This window comes from Candidatus Chryseobacterium colombiense (assembly GCA_029203185.1).
In the GTDB taxonomy this organism is placed as follows: domain Bacteria; phylum Bacteroidota; class Bacteroidia; order Flavobacteriales; family Weeksellaceae; genus Chryseobacterium; species Chryseobacterium colombiense.
On record CP119310.1, the window covers coordinates 2,725,948 to 2,744,133 of the forward strand.

At 34.6% G+C, this 18,186-nt stretch carries 17 protein-coding genes; 6 read left to right on the forward strand and 11 right to left on the reverse strand.

All coding sequences use genetic code 11. The features are described from left to right. Positions 1-2 precede the first annotated feature (2 nt). The 6 genes from P0Y62_12155 (at position 3) to P0Y62_12180 (ending at position 4,638) form a co-directional block, all read left to right on the forward strand. Positions 3-200 (forward strand): cbb3-type cytochrome c oxidase subunit 3, encoded by a 198-nt coding sequence (locus P0Y62_12155; GenBank protein ID WEK68602.1) that lies wholly within the window; start codon positions 3-5, stop codon positions 198-200. A 10-nt stretch (positions 201-210) separates the two neighbouring features. Then, a complete protein-coding gene (locus P0Y62_12160) occupies positions 211-1,092 on the forward strand; it encodes a cbb3-type cytochrome c oxidase N-terminal domain-containing protein (protein WEK68603.1) in 882 nt (293 codons plus the stop codon). Between the two features lie 96 nt (positions 1,093-1,188). Continuing rightward, positions 1,189-2,643: a cytochrome c oxidase accessory protein CcoG gene (ccoG, locus tag P0Y62_12165; protein WEK68604.1), complete on the forward strand. Its 1,455-nt coding sequence runs from the start codon at positions 1,189-1,191 to the stop codon at positions 2,641-2,643. Between the two features lie 8 nt (positions 2,644-2,651). Continuing rightward, on the forward strand, positions 2,652-3,104 hold the full coding sequence (locus tag P0Y62_12170; GenBank protein ID WEK68605.1) for a FixH family protein: 453 nt from the start codon (positions 2,652-2,654) through the stop codon (positions 3,102-3,104). Next, positions 3,095-3,862 carry a sulfite exporter TauE/SafE family protein gene (locus P0Y62_12175; protein WEK68606.1) on the forward strand — a complete coding sequence of 256 codons (768 nt, stop codon included), beginning with the start codon at positions 3,095-3,097 and terminating at the stop codon, positions 3,860-3,862. The genes P0Y62_12170 and P0Y62_12175 overlap by 10 nt, the downstream gene beginning before the upstream one ends. Positions 3,863-3,879: 17 nt before the next feature. Beyond that, positions 3,880-4,638, forward strand: a complete 759-nt coding sequence (locus tag P0Y62_12180) for a hypothetical protein (GenBank protein WEK68607.1) — start codon at positions 3,880-3,882, stop codon at positions 4,636-4,638. A 56-nt stretch (positions 4,639-4,694) separates the two neighbouring features. Here P0Y62_12180 and serS read toward each other — a convergent pair whose 3' ends face one another. From serS to P0Y62_12235, 11 genes are all read right to left on the reverse strand, one after another. Further along, positions 4,695-5,963, reverse strand: coding sequence for a serine--tRNA ligase (gene serS / locus P0Y62_12185; protein WEK68608.1), 1,269 nt, complete (start codon positions 5,961-5,963; stop codon positions 4,695-4,697). 90 nt (positions 5,964-6,053) lie between these two features. Beyond that, a complete protein-coding gene (locus P0Y62_12190) occupies positions 6,054-6,560 on the reverse strand; it encodes a hypothetical protein (protein ID WEK68609.1) in 507 nt (168 codons plus the stop codon). Between the two features lie 33 nt (positions 6,561-6,593). Continuing rightward, on the reverse strand, positions 6,594-8,495 hold the full coding sequence (gene asnB, locus P0Y62_12195) for an asparagine synthase (glutamine-hydrolyzing) (GenBank protein WEK68610.1): 1,902 nt from the start codon (positions 8,493-8,495) through the stop codon (positions 6,594-6,596). A gap of 63 nt (positions 8,496-8,558) precedes the next feature. Further along, positions 8,559-9,812, reverse strand: coding sequence for a polysaccharide biosynthesis C-terminal domain-containing protein (locus P0Y62_12200; GenBank protein WEK68611.1), 1,254 nt, complete (start codon positions 9,810-9,812; stop codon positions 8,559-8,561). Between the two features lie 5 nt (positions 9,813-9,817). Then, complete coding sequence (locus P0Y62_12205; protein ID WEK68612.1) at positions 9,818-10,948, reverse strand: glycosyltransferase; 1,131 nt, start codon at positions 10,946-10,948, stop codon at positions 9,818-9,820. 82 nt (positions 10,949-11,030) lie between these two features. After that, positions 11,031-11,519 carry a hypothetical protein gene (locus P0Y62_12210; protein ID WEK68613.1) on the reverse strand — a complete coding sequence of 163 codons (489 nt, stop codon included), beginning with the start codon at positions 11,517-11,519 and terminating at the stop codon, positions 11,031-11,033. Between the two features lie 23 nt (positions 11,520-11,542). Further along, positions 11,543-12,706, reverse strand: coding sequence for a hypothetical protein (locus P0Y62_12215; GenBank protein ID WEK68614.1), 1,164 nt, complete (start codon positions 12,704-12,706; stop codon positions 11,543-11,545). A gap of 14 nt (positions 12,707-12,720) precedes the next feature. Continuing rightward, positions 12,721-13,506, reverse strand: a complete 786-nt coding sequence (locus P0Y62_12220; GenBank protein ID WEK68615.1) for a (Fe-S)-binding protein — start codon at positions 13,504-13,506, stop codon at positions 12,721-12,723. Positions 13,507-13,590: 84 nt separating this feature from the next. Next, on the reverse strand, positions 13,591-14,916 hold the full coding sequence (locus P0Y62_12225) for a 4Fe-4S dicluster domain-containing protein (protein ID WEK68616.1): 1,326 nt from the start codon (positions 14,914-14,916) through the stop codon (positions 13,591-13,593). Between the two features lie 10 nt (positions 14,917-14,926). Then, positions 14,927-15,877, reverse strand: coding sequence for an MlaD family protein (locus P0Y62_12230; GenBank protein ID WEK68617.1), 951 nt, complete (start codon positions 15,875-15,877; stop codon positions 14,927-14,929). A 125-nt stretch (positions 15,878-16,002) separates the two neighbouring features. After that, entirely contained in the window at positions 16,003-18,147 is a 2,145-nt protein-coding gene (locus P0Y62_12235) for a SurA N-terminal domain-containing protein (GenBank protein WEK68618.1), read from the reverse strand. Between the last annotated feature and the right edge of the window lie 39 nt (positions 18,148-18,186).

Consider the following 18,186-nt stretch of genomic DNA (forward strand, 5'->3'; position numbering starts at 1 on the left):
CTATGATTCCTCAGAACTTTAAAGATATATTATCCAATACAGAAAATGCTGGCTTATACCAGACACTGGCTCTGATTTTCTTTATACTGTTCTTCGTAGCTTTGATAATATATGTTTTTAGCAGACCTAAAAAATATTACAAAGAAGAAGAAGAAGCTCCCCTGCAGGATGATGAAGATGATTTTAATTTAAAAAATTAAACTATTTATTATGAAACAAAGAACACCGGTTGTTGTAAACATTTTAATAATAATTGGACTTCTAATAGTTTTTTATTATTTGTTTGTACAGAGCTACTCGTTTTTAACTTCTCCTTATTTCTGGGGAACTGTAGTCATAAGTGCAATCTTGGCTTACATTCACAGTGCAATTGGAGATTTAATTGAAAATAATAAATTCAAAAAACTATCTGCAGAAGAAAAAGCAGCATACTTAGCAGAAAAGAAAATTCCTTTCTTGAGAAGAATGTATGATGCAGCTTTCAAAAAGCAATCTGATACAGAAGAAAAAGATATCCTTATCGACCACGGTTTCGATGGAATTATGGAGTTGGATAACCAATTACCAAAATGGTGGGTAGGTTTATTCTATTTTGGGACCGCTTTTTGTATTGTATATGTTGCAGCATTCTCTTTCACAGATTTCGCTCACCCGTTAAGCGAATATGAAAAAGAATATAAAGAGCAAATGGCAGCTATTGAAATTTATAATGCAAGCCAGCCTCCTGTAACAATTGAAACAGCTAAATATTCAGCGGATAATATTGCAGAAGGTAAAGAATTATTCAAAACCAACTGTGCATCTTGTCACAAAGAAGACGGTAGCGGTGGTATCGGTCCGAACCTTACAGATAAATTCTGGATCAACCAGCCAGAGAAAACATTATTCAAAAACGTTTTCCATATGGACTGGAACGGTTCTCCTAATAACCCAACGATGAGAGCTTTCGGGAAAAACGGAGAAGTTTCTGGTGCTGAGATTGAGAAAATTGCAGCGTATGTATATCACATTAATCAGGAAATGCCTCCAGTGACTCCTGCTCAGGGCGGAGCTGCTCCTCAAGGAACAGAAGCACACTGGGAAAAAGAATAATTTTAAAAAAATTAAATTATATGAAAAAAACATAATTGGTTATTAGAATAAAATAGTAACAAATTATGTTTTTTCTTTTTTTAAACATATTACAAAATGTCAGAAATAGAAGAAATAGAAGCAAGAGGAGGACAAGGACAGGTGCTCGATCCCGAAACTTATAGAGACTCTATTGGCACTATGGAACAATCGGGAAAAAGAAAATGGGTATTCCCGAGAAAGCCTAAAGGAAAATATACCAACTATAGAAATATCGTAAGCTATATTTTGCTTATTATCTATTTTACGGTCCCATTTATCAAGATTAACGGAAACCCTTTAATCTTATTTAATGTCATTGACAGAGAGTTTTTCATTTTTGGACAGCCTTTCTATCCTCAGGACTTCTTTATTCTTACTTTAGGAGCTATTGCTTCCCTTATTTTCATTATTGTATTTACGATTGCATTCGGAAGAATTTTCTGCGGGTGGATATGCCCTCAGACAATTTTTATGGAATCTATATTTCGTAAAATAGATTATCTGATTGAAGGTGACCGAAATAAGCAGATGAAGCTGGACCGACAGGAGTGGAATGCAGAAAAAATCTGGAAAAGAAGTTTAAAGTGGACGGTATTTATTATTATCTCTTTAATTATTACCCACTTTATGTTCATGTACATTGTAGGGTACAAACAAGTATTTAATATTGTATCACAGGGTCCGTTTGCCAATCCTACCAACTTTATGGTAATGATTCTGTTTACGGCTGCATTTTACTTTGTTTTTGCATGGTTCAGAGAACAGGTTTGTACGTTGGTTTGTCCATACGGAAGACTTCAGGGAGTACTGATTGATAAAGATACCATTAATGTATTTTACGATTTCAAGCGTGGAGAAAACAGGTCTAAATGGAGAAAAGGTGAAGACAGAAAAGCAACAGGAAAAGGAGATTGTATAGACTGTCATCAATGTGTTGTAGTTTGTCCTACAGGAATTGACATCAGAGACGGACAACAGCTGGAGTGTGTAAATTGTACTGCTTGTATTGATGCCTGTGATGAAGTGATGGAAAAAGTAGGCTTGCCAAAAGGACTGATCAGATACGCTTCCGAAAACGAAATCGAAAATCAAACTCCATTCAAGTTTACCGGAAGAATGAAAGGTTTTGCCATTTTACTTTTAGTACTTGTCGGTTTCTTAGGATACCTGTTATCAAGCCGTGGAGAAATGGAAGCTAAATTCATTAAACCGGCAGGAAGTACATTCTTTGTAACAGATGGAAAAATTACCAACACTTATAATTATACCTTCTTAAACAAAACAAATGATAAAAAGGTGGTAACGATAAAAGTAATTGAGCCACAACACGGAGAAATTATTTACAGCGCTTCCAGCAAGATTATAGTGGAAAGAGATAAGATCACAAAAGGGACCATCAATATCAGCTTCCCGGAAAATGAAATGAAATTATCTAAACAAAATATTACAATAGGCGTTTATGATATGAAAGGTAAACTTGTTGATTCTTACCAAACATATTTTGAAGGACCTTTTAAATTACAATTTTAATTATTAGTATGAAAAACTTTAGTTGGGGACACGGTATTGTAATTGCATTAGCTGCATTCATCATTTTTATTTTATCGATGATGTTTCTTTTTACAAACGGGCAGAAGAATTCTGAAATGGTAACCGATAATTATTATGAAGAAGAGCTAAAATACCAAGATGTAATTGATGCTAAAAAAAGAGCCGATGATTTACAGGAAAAACCTGTATACAAACAAGATAAATCTGGAATTACAATTTCTTTTCCTAAAGATTACGACAATTCCAATACTACGGTAAAATTTGTTTTAAACAGAACCGACGATCAGAATTTAGATATACACAGAGCTGTACAACTTGATGCCAATAAATCTTTTACAATTCCTAATCAGGTTTTAAAAGTAGGGAATTATACGTTGAGATTGACCTGGACCAAAGACAAGACAGACTACAGAATGGATTATGATGTTATATGGAAATAGCACTTATTGTATCGGCAATCGGCTTAGGCTTCGCATCCGGCTTTCACTGTATCGGAATGTGCGGCCCTATTGCTTTGTCGATGGGATTAACTAAAAAACAGGCCACCAATTATTACCTTCAAAATCTGACGTACCAATTCGGCAGAATATGTACTTACTCTCTTTTGGGTGCCATCTTAGGAATTATCGGTGAAGGATTTGAAATGGCCGGTTTCCAAAAATACTTGACCATTTTAGTGGGAGTTCTGTTGATTATCATGGCTTTATTTTCATTTGGAGGAAAAGATTTTGCTTCAAAGATTCCTTTTTTTTCTAAATTTTTGTTTTCTGTAAAATCCAATTTAGGAAAGCTTCTTCAGAAGGCAGATTACCGTTCCAGATTTACTACAGGTATTCTGAATGGTTTTTTACCTTGCGGAATGGTTTACATGGCATTAACAGCAAGTCTGGCAAGCGGAGGAATATGGCAGGGTGCCTTATATATGTCTCTATTTGGATTGGGAACACTTCCCTTTATGTTTGCAGTTGTTTTGGTAGGAAATCTCATGAATCAGGCATTGAGAATAAAAGTTTTAAAAGTGATTCCTGTAGTAATGATTGTTTTAGGAGGATTATTTATTCTTCGTGGGTTAGAACTCGGAATACCCTATATCTCACCACCAGCGGCAGCTATGACCGTTTCCAAGGATAATCAGGGAGACTGTCATTTACCCGGCGATCACAGTACACATCATCATAACAACACCAATTGTCATTAATTTATAAATCAACACCTATGAAAAAAATTTTATTTTTACTTGTAATCAGCCTTTTTGCCTTACAATCGTGTACCATAAACTCGGAAATTGTATATCATAAAGATGCAGCATCTACTACATTGATGGATATTGATATGAAAGATGCAATGGCTATGTTGAAATCTATGATGCCGGATTCTGTAAAAAATGATAAAAAAGAACTTGCGGAACTGGAAAAACTTCCAAGAACATGGACAAGTCTTTATGAAATGGAAAAAAAAGAAGGGAAATTAAAAACAACGAATCCGGATTCCATCAGAATCATGAAAAAGGTATTCATGAAGTCTAATTTTGATAAAGATGAGCTTGCCGGTTTCTCCATGAAAATGGATCACTTTACAAAAGCAGATTACAATACGATAGGCGATATGTCTAAAAAGGACAAACTTCCTATTGATCAGATGACCTTAAATATGTGGGATGGGAAAACACTTACCATAGATACTGAAAATTTAAATATCAACGGCTTTAAAGATATTCTTTCAGGAAAAGGACTTCCCGGAGAAGATGATACTACAGCTGAATCAACCTCTTCTATGATGAAAATGATGCTTAAAAAAATGAGCACCACTATAAAATTTGAAAATAAAATAAAGTCTATCTCAGGAAAGCACGACTGGATCTCCAAAGTAGATGATCATACCATAAGAGTGGATTACAACCTGGACGAAATGTTTGGAGATTCCAAAAAACAGCTTAAAAACTCAGATCAGAAAATCGTTGTCGTTACAGAATAGAAAAAACAAAACCCACCAGAAAAATCCGGTGGGTTTTTATATAAAATATAGTCTGATTAGTTAATCAAATCGAATCTTGCATATTCAGCAATTTTCTTAGGAAGTTTAATTCCTTCTGCAGTTTGGTTATTCTCAAGCAAAGCAGCCATTATTCTTGGTAAAGCCATTGCAGAACCATTTAATGTATGTACCAACTGAGATTTACCATCCGCTTTATAACGGCATTTCAATCTATTTGCTTGGAAAGTTTCAAAATTGGAAACAGAGCTTACTTCCAGCCACATTTCCTGAGCAGCACTCCATACTTCAAAATCATATGTCATTGCAGAAGCAAAACCAGTATCTCCACCACAAAGTCTCAATACTCTGTAAGGAAGTTCAAGATCTGTTAAAATCTCTTTGATATGTTCCACCATTTCTTCCAGAACAGCATAAGAATTCTCCGGTTTTTCAATTCTTACGATTTCCACCTTTTCAAACTGATGAAGACGGTTTAACCCTCTTACATGAGCTCCGTAGCTTCCTGCTTCTCTTCTGTAACACTGAGAGAATGCCGTATTTTTGATCGGAAGATCTTTTTCCTCCAATAAAACATCACGGTATAAATTCGTTACAGGAACTTCCGCCGTAGGAATCAAATATAAATCATCCGCTCCAACGTGATACATCTGACCTTCCTTATCCGGCAACTGTCCTGTTCCGTATCCTGAAGCTTCATTCACAACGTGAGGAGGATTTACTTCCATATATCCTTTTTCAATATTCTTATCTAAAAAATATTGAACCAAGGCTCTCTGTAATCTCGCTCCTTTTCCTAAATACACAGGAAAACCTGCTCCGGCAATTTTTACCCCTAATTCAAAATCGATAAGGTTATATTTTTTAGCCAGTTCCCAGTGAGGAATTGCTCCTTCTCCCAATCCTTCCACATCATGAGACTGATAAATAATTTCATTATCCTCCGCAGAAGCACCACTTTTCACCAATTCATTCGGGATATTAGGAATCTGGTATAAAATATCCAGTAAAGCTTTTTCTTTTACATCCAATTGAGATTTCAATTCCGACGTCGACTCTTTATATTGTGCTGTTTTAGATTTTGCGGATTCAGCTTCTTCTTTTTTCCCTTCTTTCATCAACATTCCGATTTCTTTGGAGATTTTGTTGATTTCGGAAAGCTGGGAATCTAGTTCAAACTGAATTTTTTTTCTTTCTTCGTCAGTAGCAATAGCCTCGTCTACCAACTCAAGATTCTTGAATTGTCTTTTCTTAAGACCTTCTAAAACGCGTTCTTTATTGTCGCGCAAAAAATTGACTTGTAACATAAAAGTTTAATGTTTAAAAGTTTTAGGTTTAAGGTTGAGTTACTTAAAACTTTGAACCCCGAACTTTGAACTGTTCGTGCAAATTTAAGATTATTTTATGATTGTAACCACATTCGGTTGATTTGGGGTTTTCGAGAATTTCAAAACTTTATTGTAATAAACTTTTGAAACCTCAAAAACGGAAGGATTCATTCTGTAGTAAATTTCCAGTGTGTCAATATCTACAGGTGCATTTTGCGTATCCGATATTTTTTTGATCAGAGAAATCTGAATTTCCGAACGGTAAATTTTATTGTCAGGATCACTGTCATCATAAAGCTGTCTCTTTGCACCTGCTGTATATTCTGCATAATACGTAGAATCGGCAAGCATTTTACGATTGAAACTTACATTGGCAATATCAGTAGCTGCCAGTTCATCATTCCATGAAACTCCTGTATAAGAACCTACTTTTGTAGGATTTAATAAGTCTTTACCTGAAGAATCTTTTATATACAGATCAAAAATCTGATCAATATTCTGTAAAGATTCATCATCACTTCTACAGCTTAGAAGTGTTAGTAAAGTAATTAGTATCCCCCAAAAAGATTTCTTCATACTACAAAGGTAAAATATTAATTTTTAGTCTCCTTACAGATTATCAAAATATTTCTGGTACCACAGTTCAAATGTAACGAGCTGCCAGATTTTTACACAATCATAAATATCATTCTGATTTTTCCACCATTCATCAATAACATCAGCATTGAAAAAGTTTCTTTTTTTAAGACTTTCTAAATTTTCAATAATAAAATCTCTTACCCTGCTTTCATTTTTGATAAAATCATGTAAAGGAAATGAAAAACCTCTTTTAGGCATATTTAAGATCTCTTCAGGAAGATACTTTTTTGCAACTTTCCGCAATAATGGTTTATTCTGAATTCCATTATACCTCAGATTTTCAGGAAGAGAAGACACAAAATCAATAAGTTCATTACTGAGATAGGGATAACGAAACTCTACTCCGTATTTCATGGCACTTAAATCATCTCTGAAAACATGATGTGAGGAAAGCGAATACTTCATGTCATATTCAAAATATCCCGTATAATCTTTGGTTTCTTTTAAATAATATTGATTAAGATTAGAATTAATATTTTTAAAAACAGCAGAATTAAACACCGATTTTGCTTCGGAAGGTTTCATTCCTACCTGACTTTGTCTGAAAAAATCAAACATCGTATCTTGGGAAAAATAATTTTTAAGTTTTTTTGAAAACTGATCCTGAGTAATAATAAAATTCCTTACAAAATTGAAATTCCTTAGAAAAAGCCATTTATTCAGCTTCAATGAATGAGAATACCCTGCGAAAAGCTCATCGGCTCCATTGCCACTTAAAACAACCTTAAACCCTAATTTTTTAGCATATTCAGCTGCATTTGTTAACACCTCTAAACTGCTGTAAGGTTCTTCAAAATGCTGAATATTTTCCTTCAACTCTGCTAAAACTTCTTCAACACTTACATTTTTTATATGATGTGGAATTTTAAGAGAATTCGCAACCAAAGAAGCATTTTTTACTTCTTCTTCCGAAAATTTATAAGAAATGGTAAAAGCATTAATATCTTTTTTAAAAGGTTTTGATTTGGAAGTAATTAAAGTAGAATCAATTCCTCCACTCATCATACTTGCAACCGGAACATCAGCATTGAGTTGCTCGGAAATACTTTCAGCAAGCAAAAAATCTATTTTTTCTACAGCTTCCTGTTCTGAAATCGTAGGAACTAATTCTAAGGATAATTCCCAGAATTTTTCTTTAATAATTTCCTGATCCTTAAGATCAATACTTATAAAAGAACCAGGTTTCAGTGAAAAAATATCTTTGAAACAGGTTTCAGGAGCCAACGTTGTCTGGAAAAGAAAGTTGGCGTAGACACCATTCCAATTGATTTCAGGCTTTATAAACTCGTTTTTCAAAATTGCTTTTATTTCTGAAGCCCAAACCAAACCGTTTTTGTTTTTAGAGTAAAATAATGGCTTCAGTCCTACCCGATCTCTTCCCAGCATAATTTTTTGCTGCTCCAGATCCACAATACAGATGGCAAACATTCCATCGAGCTTTACAAACATGGAAGTTCCCCATTCTATATAAGACTTGAGAACAACTTCCGTATCAGATTGGCTTTGAAAATGATACCCTAAAGATTTAAGCTCTGTTCTTAGTTTTTTGAAATTATAAATTTCTCCGTTGAAGGTAATGACTACTTTTTCATTCTCTGAAAGCATTGGTTGATGCCCTTTTTCAGAAAGATCCAGAATAGAAAGTCTCCTGAAACCTAAAGCTATTTTTGATTTTTCTTCCTGCAAAATCGGAAATCCTTCTTTGATCTTTTCCGTAGAATCATTTCCCGAGAAATTTCTGCCATCAGAACCATCAGAAATCCAGAATCCTTCATCATCGGGACCGCGATGTCTGATCGACTGATTCATCTCAGTAATATTTTTAGAGGAAATATTTTTATGAAATGAATAATAACCGCAAATTCCGCACATACTTCTGATTTTGTTGGGTAAAAATAAGCAAAACAGCTGATTTTCTAAAAGGTAAAAACAGATTTACTTTTTCATTAATCTTTCTTTGGCTAAACGGACATCTTCTTTGGTAATAAGGTAATCCCGAATGTTGAAATCTGTTGAACGGTAAAATTTCAAGAACAGAAGCAACGCAGAGACAGAATAAGATAAAGTGGTCACTATACAAGCTCCTAAAATACCATATTTGGGAATCAGAAAGAAAGAAAAAGCAACAGTAATCACCAAACCGACAATTGATTTTACATTCAGAATTTTCAGTTCTTTTATTCCTGAAAAATAATATCCTATCATATCACTTACGGCAATAGCCAGAATTCCAGGAGATAAAAGGAGCATGATCTCTTTTGTTCCTCTGAAAGCTTTTCCAAAAATCATTTCATAAACCCACCCGGGAATAATAATAATCCCTAATAAAAAGATCAGCATCAATATCAATGAAAGCTTCAGCGAAGATTTGGTTTTAAGAATAGATTCTTCCCGGCTTTTGCTGTTAACCACCTCCGAGTACAGAATCACCGCAATACTTCTTGTAATCGTCCAGATTGCTTCTGAAAAAGTAATTCCTATTGAAAAAATACCTACGCTTGCAATTCCGTCAAAATATTCAAGAAAGTAAAAAGAAAGCCTGTAATTCAAAAACTGAATAAAAGCGCTAAGCTGGGTTTTCCAACCATATTCGAACATGCTTGCGAATACTTTTTTAGATAAGGAAATTTCTGAGATTTTACATTTTCTGATCACTTGGAAAAAACTTGTCAAAAATAAAAGTGCAAGACAGCAGATCTGCGCTCCAAAATAGGCAGAAACATTTTTCAGGTTTAGAATATAAATAAAAATCCCAATAAAAAGAATATGAACAAGCTGCTGTAGAACAGTATAGGCATTAAATAGTCTAATATTCTGTTTTCCAATAAACAGATTAACATTTACAGATAAAAGCGCCGAAAAAACTGAAATCCCGATTAAATACAGCAAATATTTAGACTCAACATCTGCAAAACTGAATATGACAGGAATCAGAATTCCCATACCCACTGACCAGATATAGGAATATACTAAAATCTGCTCGGTTTTAAATTTTGAAGCAAAATAAGAAGTACTGCTTCCTGCAAAAATACTGCTGAAAAAACTTACAATCGCTGCATTGGCAATTACTATAGAAATCGTTCCTTTTCCTTCACTTCCCCACATATTGGTAGAAAAGATCACCAATCCGAAACTGAGAATCAGAATGAGAAAGCGCGAAATAAAAGTTTTGACAACAGTGAGCTGCATGACAGTTATTTAATAGATCTTTTTACAAAATCAATGAAAGAATTCCGAATCACTTTCCAATTATATTTTTCTTCAAATGCTCTTCGGGCATTCATTGCATGAATATAATAATGTTCCGGATTCCGGATGTAATTTACAATTAAATCAGAAATAAGTTCTGTATTTCGCGGATCCACAAGTTGTCCGAATCCTGAAATATCCATATGTTCACGGATTCCCTTTAAATTTGAATATATAACAGGTTTTCCGGCTGCAATGTAGTAGAACAACTTTATCGGTAAAGAGTGATTGTTTTCAAAGTTGAGTTCACGAAGATCAAAACAGAGGTCTGCAGCGGCAAAGGTTTCTGTAAAATGCTCAAATGAGGTCGGTTTTCTGATCTCAATATGTTCAAAATTGTATTTGGCGAGCAAGTTTTTAAAATAATTCTCATCACTTTCTTTTCTTGCGGCTCCTACAATGAGTAGTTTTATGATCGTTTCCGGTACTTTTTTTCTTAAAATATCCACAGATCTAAAAAAATTCCCAATTCCTTTGTCTTCTGATAATGCTCCGGTATAGCAAAGTGTTATTTGATTTGGCGTAAGTTTTTTTATATTCGATACAACATACTTTTTATCCGGATAATAAGGAAGCTGCATGTTTTTCTTAAATGGAAAAAAGTAAGCCATAGGAAATTTCTTAGTCTTTTCACCAAAAATAAAATGAGTGCTTAAAAAACCAGCATATAACTGAACCAGGAAAAACTTAACAGCATGAAATATTTTTGCAGGATATGGATAGGCTTCCAACATTGACATGGCGGGATACCATTCGGTTATATCATAAATAACACTTACTTTTCTCTCTTGCTCATATTTTCTTGCAGCGAATATGGCAATTGGTTCTGAGCAGATAATACAATCCGGCTTAAATGAATGACAAATCTTTTTAAAAATCTCAATTTTTTCCTGTACTGATTTCTCCAAAACAGAATATGATTCTATCTCAACTCCGTCAACAACTCCCTGCATATCTGAAGAAAGGCTGCTTATTTTAATTTCAAATCCTTCTTCAGCAAGCGTTTTTGCCTGATGGAAAAAAATTCTGTCATCGTTAAAATGATGAGCAGTCGTTAAAAAAAGGATTTTTTGCATTCGGAGAGCATATTACTAAGAAAATTTCCTCAGAAGTTTCAAACAAAAGAAACCTCGGAGGAAATCCAAATATTAAAAAAAATTATTTTATTGAAGCAGCCCAGCTTTTTTCAAGTGGCAATAAAAAGTGGCTTAAAAAATCAAGATAGGTATTTTTAGAAAAATCAAACACCTGAATATCTTGGGAGATTTCGCCGTTTCTCAGTTTTGATTTAAAATCCATCAGTTTCAACGTTTTCACTTCTCCATTTTCAACAAAGCTTGCTTTCATTCTGTCGAAAAGGCCTAATTGATATTCTTCATCAATTTCTCGCATAATCTTGCCTAAAGCATCTATACTGCATCCGGAAGCCATTTCTTTTTCTTCATCTACACAAATGATGATAAACTGGTTTTTCTCAATTTTAAAAGAGGAAGAAAGCGGTTTTCCATGTGCTGCCCAAGTTGCTAAAAAATCATATAGCTTTTCTGTAATCGTTTTAGCTTCTTTGGTTGTAAATGGTCTTGATGCGGGATATATGATAACTCTGTAGTCGCTGGTTTCTACAATATTAGATTCTTCAATTTTCATTTCCAATAATTTAAAGAGTAAAATTACGTAATTTTCCTGAGTTGAAAACCATTGTATTTTTTACTTAAAGCATAGCAAAGCATTAAAAAAAGCATAAGAACATATCCAATGAAAAATCGGCTTTCTGCCGAAGCCGGAAAAAAAATGAATTTTAGATAAATATTGGAAAAAATAAATACTGAAAACAGTCTTATCCAAAGATCTTTTGAGATATAATAAATAAGTCCTATAATAAGGAAAGCAGCTAAAGAGATTTTTTTAAAGTTAATCAATTTAAAAAATAGAAAATGAATATAATAGCTGAATGTAAAATTGGCTGGTTGAGCTGAGATTAAAGGTCTTCTCTCTATAAATGTATCATAAAACACGTCTTTCCATCCTGGAAAATTATAATATTTTATAACAAATACATATAATCCCGAAAACAAAATACCCTGTAAAGCAAGATTAAAACTTATTTTTTGGTTTTCTGTTAAATATATAAAAATAAAAACGGTGGCTAAATAAGTAAGTCCAAAAACGATATAATCCGGACGAATAAGGATAAGACATAAAACAACAAAAAACATTTGCCTGGTTTTCCATTTTCTAAATAAGCCTATCATAAATAAGAGCAGAAAAAGAAGGGAAAACATATCCGGAACAGGTGTATTAGATAAAGCCCGCAAAGGAGGAAGCATTAATATCCCTATGGTAAGCAAAGTAACTACAACATTTTTTTCAGGGAAAAATGTTTTGAGCAGAAAAAAAAGTAACAATCCTGATAAAAAATAAGATACAATACTTATCAGTAAAACAGAATGTGGGGGAGAAAATCCAAGCTTATAAAAAAATAAAACGGCTAAGTTATAGCCTATCTTTATCTGATAATAGGGTAATTGTTCTCCAAAGGCTTTAGCGTCTTCTTTAAAGAACTGTACAGCCTTATTGGGTTCAACAAGGCCTGAAATATCTTTATACTGAAGAAACGTGGCTTCTTTTTTTATAGAAGTGTAAGTATTTTGATGTACTTTTTCAAGGGAATCAGGGTATTCTCTTAGAAAAAGACAACCCAAATAACCAGGCATATCCCAATCATATACCTTGGTTTTATAGCTCCAAATACTTAAAAGAGAAATAAGAACTAAAGTAATCAGGAAAGAAATTTTCCATTTAAAATCCCAATCTTTCTTTCCTAAAAACTTCACTTAAATGGTATTAATTAAAGATCCTCTGCTTCAGCAAGGAGCTCTACAATATCTTTTACAGCAACTTCAGCATTTTTATTAAAGTGCTTTACTCCATCTGTCATCATCGTATTGCAAAACGGACAACCTGTAGCAATTACTTTAGGTTCGAATGACAACGCTTCTTCCGTTCTTTCGATATTGATGTCTTTATTCCCTTTTTCAGGTTCTTTAAACATCTGTGCTCCACCAGCTCCACAACATAAACCATTGGTTTTGCAACGCTTCATTTCAACAAGCTCTGCATCCAATTTCTCCAAAAGCATTCTTGGTGCTTCATATTCGTTATTTGCCCTTCCTAAATAACAAGGATCGTGGAAAGTGATCTTCTTTCCTTTGAAAGCTCCTCCTTCAATCTTCAAACGACCTTCTTCCATTAAGGTTTTAAGGAACTGTGTGTGATGTACCACTTCATAATTCCCTCCTAAACTTGGATATTCATTTTTCAATGTATTGAAACAATGTGGACATGCCGTTACGATTTTTTTCACCTCGTAAGCGTTTAGCACCTCAATATTCGTCAATGCCATCATCTGGAAAACGAACTCATTTCCGGCGCGTTTTGCAGGATCACCGGTACAGCTTTCCTCTTGTCCTAAAACAGCAAACTCTACTCCTATTTTATTAAGGATTTTACAGAATGCTTTTGTTATTTTTTTGGCTCTATCATCAAAACTTCCGGCACAACCTACCCAGAAAAGAACTTCCGGAGATTTGCCTTCCATTGCGTATTCAGCCATTGTTTTTATAGTGAAATCCATAATAGTTTTCAAATTTATCAATATAACAGTGCAACAGTTTACGAATGAATGTCACATCGTTACATTTTTACATTGTTCAATTAATTAATCATTTGCCCAGTTCAGACGATCTGCCTGATTGTATTGCCAAGGAGCGGCATTGTTTTCCACATTAGTCATCATCAGATTCAGCTCCTGTGGTGCTGCAGACTGCTCCATCACTAGAAATCTTCTCATCTCAAAAATAATGGAAAGTGGGTCCAATAAAACCGGACAAGCTTCAGTACATGCATTACATGTCGTGCACGCCCAAAGTTCTTCTTTTGTAATATAATCGTTCAGCAATTTTTTCCCGTCATCTACAAAACTTCCGTTCTTATCAATATTTCTTCCGACTTCTTCAAGACGGTCTCTAGTTTTCATTAAAATCAATCTCGGAGAAAGTTTTTTTCCTGTAATATTAGCAGGACAAACGGAAGTACAACGACCACATTCTGTACAAGAATAGGCATTTAAAAGTTGAACCTGATTTAAATCAAAGATATCTTCTGCTCCGAATTTTGAAGGAACTTCTGCTTCTCCTTCAGTCGGAGCTGCGTATGGATCTGCATTGGGATCCATCATTAGTTTAATTTCTTTGGTAACAGATTCCAGATTGTTGAATTTTCCTTTTTTCTCCAAATTCGCATACCAAGTACTTGGAAAAGCCAAAATAATATGTAAATGCTTAGAATAATAAAGGTAATTCATGAAGAATAAGATTCCGACAAAGTGAAACCACCAAGCTGCTTTTTCTGTAAAGAATAAAAAGCCGTCACCAAAATTATTGAATACAGGTCCTAAAACGGTAGAACTGATTGGAAAGTTTCCATGTTCAGGAAGTAATCCTCTTTGCTGAAGAACCCAATCCGCTGCATTCATTTTGAAGAAAGCCATCATTAGAGCAAACTCAATAATCAAAATCCAGTTGGCATCATGTTTTGGCCAACCAAAAAGCTCTTTCATGTTCAATCTTTTCACACCGTAAAAATTCCTACGAATGAAAAAGACAACCACTCCGATTACCACTAAAAGTGCTAAAACTTCTAACGTAGCGGTGAAGAAATTATAAAAACCATGTCCAAATATAGAGGATAGAAATCGGTGTGTTCCGAATATTCCGTCAACAATAATTTCAACAAGTTCAATATTAATAATAATAAAACCCACATACACAAAAAGGTGTAAAATACCTGCAACAGGTCGTTTTACCATTTTACTCTGCCCCATCGCCACACGAGCCATGGTTTCCCAGCGTTCTCCTTTCCTGTCGTTTCTGTTGATCTCTTTTCCTAATCTGATGTTTCTATATATCTTTTGCAGACTTTTTGCAAACAGCCCAAAACCTGCAACTAATAAAATCAGAAAAATAATATTATCGATATATTGCATGGCTTACGTTTTAGTTTTTATTATTCTTCCCGAAAACTGAGAAATTGATATATCTTTTCGGATTTGCTTTCATATCTTCAATCAGGGAATTCAGATTGGTAGAAGCTGAATTCAGATTGTTATACAACTGCTCGTCTTTCATCAGTTTACCTAAACTTCCCTGTCCTTTATCTATTCCTCCAATTACCTGGTTCAGTTGTCCAACTGTAGCATCAAGATTTGCAATCGTAGCGTTCAGTTTTTTAGTATCAATACTTTCTGCAAGGTTTCCATATTTATCCAAAGTCGTTTTACCGCTTTGCATTGTAATACTTGCGTCATCTAACACTTTCTGAAGCTTAGGATCATTGTGTCCTACCAGATTATTTACACTTCCTGCTGTTGTCTGTAATGCAGCTACCGTTTTATTAAGATTCGACAATAAAGCTTTGATTTCAGCTCTATTTTGGTCGTCAACAATTTTATTGGCATTTGACATTAAAGAATCAACTCGATGCAAAACGGTCTGCAGCTGGTCTTTTACTGGTCCCACCTGAGAAGAAAGACTTCCCATCATTCCCAACTTGAAAGCACCTTGCAATGTGTCTCCGTCTTTAGCAGTAACTCCACCATATACCAGATTCACTCGCATTTCTTTTCCGGACATTAGGCCGGGTTCAAAAATTTCAAGGGTAGAGTTTTTTGAAAATTCGAAATTATTATCGACAGTAATTTTAACAACAAAGTTAATTTGTCCCGTTTTCGTTGTTTGGGGAATGATTTTCACCACCTGTCCCACTTTCAAACCATTAATGGATACAGGCGAAGATTGAGCTAAACCTTCCACATTATCATATTTTGCGTAAAATATATTATCGGTAGTAAAAAGGCTTCTGCCCTTCATGAATTGAAATAATACGACAAAGCCTACGATAGCTAAAAGCGCAATAACACCTGCTTTTAATTCTTTACTGAACTTCACTTGCTAATTTTTTCTAATGAGCAAATATACTACATTTTAAATTAATCTTTTCTTTTATTGTTCTGCTTTAAATACAAAAAAAGACGACAAAAATTGCCGTCTTTATATTTTATTTTAAAAGCTACTTATTGCTGAGCTCCTACTTTATTCCAGATTTCAATTCTGTAATCTTCGATATCAGCATTGTCTTGTAAACTCTTCATCCAACCCTGACCAAACATTCCTGCATTTCTTTGAGTTACAGATTCTGTAAACTGCTTAAGATCTCCCGGTTGTTTGTTTACGGTTTCATTCTTCTTAACCAAAACATATACTCCAGTCCCCCCTTCAATTGGATTAGAGACTTTTCCTTTTGCAACTCCAAAAGCAGCTCCTGCTACTTTAGGTTCCATAGCTCCTGCTACTGAAGGGCTCAAAAGGTTTACCTGAGCAGATTGTTTTGTTGTTCCGAATTGTTTAGCAATCTGATCTAAATTACCTGCTTTACCGATTTTCTCAGCAATTTGTTTTGCAGCCAGTTTATTTTTAACAACCACTTCTATCTGATCTCTTACTGATTCAGGATCTGCAGTTCCTTTTTCCTGTTTTCCGTTTAAGTAAACAACAATTTTATCTCCTGTTCCGTCTACTGTAAAGAATTCAGTATCTCCTTTTTCTCTTTTCTTATCAAAAGCCCAAGCTAAGATATCTCCATCTTTCTCAGTACCCAATCCCTGAATCTGACCATCAAATCTTTTAGCTTGCTTAGGATTAGAGAATTTATAGTTTCCTTTCTTAGCAATATTCACAAAATCATTGAATGATTTACCTTGTACCTGCTGAATAAATCTTCTTGCATTTTTATCTGTCTCCGCTTCTGTAGCATCAGATGGTTTGATAGCTTTTACCAAGTTAGCAACCTTATACCCCATTGCTCCGGTCTTTTTATCCTCAATATTGATGATATGGTAACCAAACTGAGTTTCAACAACTCCGGTTGCTCCTTTAGGATTGTTTGCCAAATAAGTCAAAAATTCAGGAACAAAAGGTGTTTCTGGTGTAGTCCAACCTAAGCTTCCCCCTTGCGCAGCTGAGTTCGGGTCATTCGATAATTTAAGGAACTCTGTAAATTTAGCAGGGTTTGCTTTTACAATTGCTCCGATAGAGTCAGCCAATTTTTTAGCTTCTTCCTTAGATCTTTTCACATCCTGACCTGCAGGGCTTCCTTTGAAAGCAATAAGAATATGTCTTGACAATGTAGAGTCAGAAGTCTTCTTACCTAAAAGCTTAGATACTACATAAGCTCCCTGTTCTTTGTAAGGACCAAAAGTCTGTCCAACAGCCGCAGTCGCAATCTGTCCCTGAATAGCAGGAGGCAACTGATTCGGGCTTACATATTTATTATTAAACTGAGTATCAGAATTAGCCATTACGAACATAGAATCATTCTTTGTGTTCTGAAAGTTTTCAGTTCCTCCGCTTGCATCAGTACCTCCAGCAAATAATTTTGTAATTTCTTTCTGAGTTGCCGCATCATCCTCAGCACTTGGCTGTGAAGGGAAGAATACCACTCCTATATTTCTGCTAGGTTCAGCTTTGAACATCACAGGGTGCTGTTTGATATAATTAGCTAGATCTTCAGTCGTTACGTTAATTTTAGTCTTTTGAAGATAAGCAGCGTAATCAACCTTTACAAAATCAATATCTGCAAGCTGATCTCTCTGTCTCATTAATTCTTCAGCTTCTTTTTTACCTGTTGTAACTCCTGCAGAGACGTTAGCGAACACTTGTCTCGCCATCAATCTATATTCAATTGATTTTCTTGTCTTCAACCATTGATTATAGCCTTCAGGACTCATGCCTTTCATGTCCTCTATCTGTTTTTTAAGCTCCTGAGTCTTAAAATTCCCTTTCTCATCAAAGAATTGTTTGTTTTGAGCAAACATTTGATCATACTGAAGCTGATTCCAGAAATAATCTTCTGTCATCTCAAATCCTAACTTTTCAAATTGCTGCTTAATCAGTTTGGACTGAACCAACAATTGCCAAGCCTGCTCTTCAAGACCGTTTTTCGGCTGACCTTGCTGCTCTGCTTGCTGCTGTAATACAAAAAGCTGGTCGTTAAACTCTTCACGGGTAATTTTTTCACCATTTACTTTTCCTAAAACATCAGGGTTTTTACCAAACACCTTATCTATACTGTCCGGGTTTACCAAAAACGCTAAAAGCGCCAATGCAATTACTCCCATCAAAAGCCAAGGTCTACTCCTAATCTGTCCTAAAATTGCCATTTTATATATTATAGTTTTTTATCAGTTTGCGAAAATACA

Coding starts and splice junctions, on each gene's coding strand:
- P0Y62_12170 (WEK68605.1), top strand. CDS start 2,652: ATGAAAAACTTTAGTTGGGGACACGGTATTGTAATTGCATTAGCTGCA.
- P0Y62_12225 (WEK68616.1), bottom strand. CDS start 14,916: ATGCAATATATCGATAATATTATTTTTCTGATTTTATTAGTTGCAGGT.
- serS (WEK68608.1), bottom strand. CDS start 5,963: ATGTTACAAGTCAATTTTTTGCGCGACAATAAAGAACGCGTTTTAGAA.
- P0Y62_12200 (WEK68611.1), bottom strand. CDS start 9,812: ATGCAGCTCACTGTTGTCAAAACTTTTATTTCGCGCTTTCTCATTCTG.
- asnB (WEK68610.1), bottom strand. CDS start 8,495: ATGTGCGGAATTTGCGGTTATTATTCATTTCATAAAAATATTTCCTCT.
- P0Y62_12220 (WEK68615.1), bottom strand. CDS start 13,506: ATGGATTTCACTATAAAAACAATGGCTGAATACGCAATGGAAGGCAAA.
- ccoG (WEK68604.1), top strand. CDS start 1,189: ATGTCAGAAATAGAAGAAATAGAAGCAAGAGGAGGACAAGGACAGGTG.
- P0Y62_12180 (WEK68607.1), top strand. CDS start 3,880: ATGAAAAAAATTTTATTTTTACTTGTAATCAGCCTTTTTGCCTTACAA.
- P0Y62_12205 (WEK68612.1), bottom strand. CDS start 10,948: ATGCAAAAAATCCTTTTTTTAACGACTGCTCATCATTTTAACGATGAC.
- P0Y62_12155 (WEK68602.1), top strand. CDS start 3: ATGATTCCTCAGAACTTTAAAGATATATTATCCAATACAGAAAATGCT.
- P0Y62_12235 (WEK68618.1), bottom strand. CDS start 18,147: ATGGCAATTTTAGGACAGATTAGGAGTAGACCTTGGCTTTTGATGGGA.
- P0Y62_12160 (WEK68603.1), top strand. CDS start 211: ATGAAACAAAGAACACCGGTTGTTGTAAACATTTTAATAATAATTGGA.
- P0Y62_12175 (WEK68606.1), top strand. CDS start 3,095: ATGGAAATAGCACTTATTGTATCGGCAATCGGCTTAGGCTTCGCATCC.
- P0Y62_12190 (WEK68609.1), bottom strand. CDS start 6,560: ATGAAGAAATCTTTTTGGGGGATACTAATTACTTTACTAACACTTCTA.
- P0Y62_12210 (WEK68613.1), bottom strand. CDS start 11,519: ATGAAAATTGAAGAATCTAATATTGTAGAAACCAGCGACTACAGAGTT.